This is a genomic window from Tepidimonas fonticaldi (genome assembly GCF_001675355.1).
Taxonomy (GTDB): Bacteria; Pseudomonadota; Gammaproteobacteria; order Burkholderiales; family Burkholderiaceae_C; genus Tepidimonas; species Tepidimonas fonticaldi.
Map to the genome: position 1 here is coordinate 1 of NZ_LZDH01000040.1, position 1,208 is coordinate 1,208.

Genomic DNA, 1,208 nt, shown 5'->3' on the forward strand with positions numbered 1-1,208 from the left:
CCTAACATCCCCATATTACCCAGCAGTAATTGGATCATCGCCATGGGACGGATATTTTGCGCACCCACGGTATGTTGAGTCCAACCTAATGCGTATCAGAACGAGGCTGTTGTATCTTTAGCACTGGTTTCAGCCAAATACTCACAAACTTGTAGGACGTCTTTGATCGGCGTACACCAGATATTATTCACCACTTCAGGTGTATAACGGCTGACGTGCTCTTTTAATAGGTTTAACACACAGCGTGGGTGTTTCAGAGTCGGATCGCGCAGCGCAAGGCCGTTTCCATCCATCTCATAGTTCCACGTGGTTTTGTCGTATTGACGTTTTTCTTCGTCATAACCTGTGAACAAGCCGTCATCAAAACCATAATCTTCACGAATAACTAAACTGGCGTTGGTATACGCTTCCACGTATTCACGCTGAATTTTTTCATTATCCAGTAAGTATTTGATAACACCTGATAAGAACGCGATATCTGTACCAGAACGGATAGGCGTGTAAAAATCCGCCACTGCCGCAGTACGGGTAAAGCGTGGGTCAATCACAATTAATTTGGCTTTATTATGGAGTTTAGCTTCCATCGCCCAGCGGAAACCGACTGGATGCGCTTCTGCCGCATTACCACCCACAACGACAACTAGGTTTGCATTTTTAATGTCAACCCAGTGGTTGGTCATCGCACCGCGACCAAATGTTGGAGCAAGACTTGCTACCGTTGGTCCGTGTCAGACACGCGCTTGGTTATCGACGGCAAGCATGCCGAGAGCGCGGGTAAATTTTTGTGTTACAAATCCACTTTCGTTACTACCAGCCGATGCACACAGCATACCAGTGGTCAGCCAACGGTTAACGGTGACACCCTCTTTATTTTTCTCAATAAAGTTCGCATCACGGTCTTCTTTCATTAACTTAGCGATACGGTCAAACGCGTCGTTCCACGTGATACGTTTCCACTCATTGGTACCCGGCTCACGCACTTCTGGGTATTTCAAGCGGCTTTCACTGTGGATGAAATCGATAAGTCCAGCACCTTTCGGACAAAGTGCACCACGGTTTACCGGATGATCCGGGTCCCCTTCAATATGGAAAATGCTCTCTTTTGCATTTTTCGCGCCATCACCGAGGCTGTACATTAACAGCCCACAGCCGACAGAACAGTAGGTACAGGTATTTCTGGTTTCCTTCGCACGCAGTAATTTATACTG

At 46.9% G+C, this 1,208-nt stretch carries 1 pseudogene; it reads right to left on the reverse strand.

What is annotated here, in order from left to right:
• Positions 1-1,208: pseudogene (locus A9O67_RS13410) on the reverse strand (molybdopterin-dependent oxidoreductase); the annotation flags it as partial.